The organism is Streptomyces sp. HSW2009, assembly GCF_040240285.1.
Lineage (GTDB): Bacteria > Actinomycetota > Actinomycetes > Streptomycetales > Streptomycetaceae > Streptomyces.
This window is the reverse complement of the sequence record NZ_JBEHZD010000860.1, coordinates 1-2,216: the sequence shown is the minus strand read 5'-3', so window position 1 is coordinate 2,216 and position 2,216 is coordinate 1. Positions and strand designations below refer to the sequence as shown.

At 76.6% G+C, this 2,216-nt stretch carries 1 protein-coding gene and 1 pseudogene; one reads left to right on the top strand and one right to left on the bottom strand.

Going from position 1 to position 2,216, the window contains the following annotated elements:
* Positions 1-144 (bottom strand): annotated as a pseudogene (locus tag AAHZ94_RS36560) (ATP-binding protein); the annotation flags it as partial.
* Positions 145-904: 760 nt separating this feature from the next.
* Between AAHZ94_RS36560 and AAHZ94_RS32980 the strand changes: the two are divergent.
* Positions 905-2,216: serine/threonine-protein kinase (locus AAHZ94_RS32980; RefSeq protein WP_349997386.1), on the top strand; the 1,312-nt coding region annotated here is incomplete at its 3' end.

Genomic DNA, 2,216 nt, shown 5'->3' with positions numbered 1-2,216 from the left:
CGAGATCAACAAGATGAGCGTCTCCGCCAGGGGCTCGTCTACCGCCACCCCCGAGCGGGCCAGCCGGGAGCGCGCCCCGCGGCGCGCCCGTCCCCCCTCGGCCGGGTCTGGCCGGCCTTCCATCTGCATTTGAAGCACCTGCACCGCTCACACCATCCGAACCGGTGGACACATCGCTTCGCGCCTCTCCGGGATCACGGAACGTGATCCCACGACGAGACAGCATGGTTGACGTACAGTCACCTCACCAAGCACTTCAGACATATTCCAGCGCCAAGGAGTATGACTGGTGCATACTGTGCGACGCACATCGCGGGGAGTCGAACAACGGGCCGTCAGAACCGGCCCGTCCCCCGCGCGAGCTGCACAGGTGTACGTAAACGAGCCCGCTGCCGACTCCCCCTCCGGGGCCGCACGGCATGCCGCGGCTCGCGTTCGACTTCGGCACGGCCCGCATCCAACGGAGCGTACCCGAGCGCCCCACCGACTCCCCCGCGTGACGAGCCGCGGCAAGGGCACAACCCGATATCGACGCTCCGTGACGACAGCGCCGAAGCCGCACGCCCGCCCCGAACGGGCCCCGCTCCTCAGCGATCCACCCCGGTCAGCCCCGGTCCGTCCGGTTTCGTACCGGCGCCGGGTCCGACCGCCGCAAGTCGACCCATAACGGGTTGCAGGACGGGGTACGGGACGGGGTCCGGAGCTGGATGTGGGACGGGCTGCGGAGCTCGATACGGGGCGGTTGCGCAGCCGCCCCGCCAACAGCCCCACCGGCGGCCCGACCAACCGCCCCGCCGACGGTTCCGGGACGGCGTGCCGCACCGGGCGCGGAATCCGGTGGAATCCGTCCGACAACTGGCCCCTTGTGTCCCGTACCGCTCAACCCCGCGCGATGATGGACAACATGACGCACGGAGGGGAGGGCGCGATGGCCGGGGAGCCGCAGCCGCCGGTGGGGCACGGGGCGGGGGCCGGCGGCGGTCGGGGGCTGTTGGCCGGGCGGTACCGGCTCGGCGACCACCTCGGCGACGGCGCGCTCGGCACCGTCTGGCAGGCCAGCGACGAACTCGTGGGCCGCGAGGTCGCGGTCAAGGAACCCCGGCTGCCCGCCGGACTCACCGCCGACGAACGGGCCAGCACCTTCGAGCTGCTGCGCCGTACGGTCCGCGCCGCCGCCCGCATCGAGCACCCCGCCGTCATCACCGTGCACGACGTGCTGAGCGTCGGCGACCGGCCGTGGCTGGTCCTCGAATTGGTACGCGGCGGATCGCTGGCCGACACGCTGCGCCGGGCCACCCTCGGGGTCCGGCAGGCCGCCCACGTGGGCCTCGCGGTGGCGGGCGCCCTGCGCGCCGCGCACGCCGCCGGGCTCGTGCACGGCGACGTCAAACCGAGCAACGTCCTCTTCGGCCGCGACCGCTCGACCGCCGCCGGCCGGCCGGGAGGCGCTGCCGGCGCCGGTGCGGGGCGGGTCGTCCTGACCGACTTCGGCCTGGTGCACGCCGTTGACCAGCAGCGACGGCTGGCCCTTGCGGCGCTCGACGCCGGCACCACGCCCGCCGCCGACGCCGACACCGACACCGCGCCCGCGGGGCGGTCCGCGGCCGGCGCGTGGCCCCAGGGGGCGATCGCGGCGCTGGAGTTCATCGCCCCGGAGCGGCTCGCCGCGGACGCGCCCGCGCCGCAGCCGCCGGCCGACCTGTGGGCGCTGGGCGTCCTGCTGTACGCGGCGGTGGAGGGCGCCACCCCGTTCCGCGTCGCCGCCCCGACGCAGCCGGCGGCCGAAGCGGTGGCGCAGACGGTGGCCGCGCTCCGCACCGCCACACCGCGCCCGCCGGCGCACGCCGGTCCGCTCGCCGAACTGATCGGCCGCCTGCTGGCCAGGGACCCGGCCGCCAGGCCCACCGCCGAACAAGCCGAAGCGGTCCTGCGCGAGTTGGCCGCGGCACCCGCGGCCGAGGAGCCGCCGCACGCGCCCCAGACGCCGCACCCCCACCGCCCGCCGCACGCGGCCGGCCCTTCTTCGTACGCGCCAGGCCCGGCGACCGCGCCCCACACGGCGAACACGCCCGGCCCGGCGAATCCGCCCCACGCGGCGAACGACGCACCCACCGGCGGCCGGCCGGCCGCCCGGGGCCCGCGGCCCCGGGGCCCCCCGGCGGGGGGGGCCCGCCCCCACCCCGCCCGCCGCCGCGGCGCCCCCGGGCCCCCCCCCC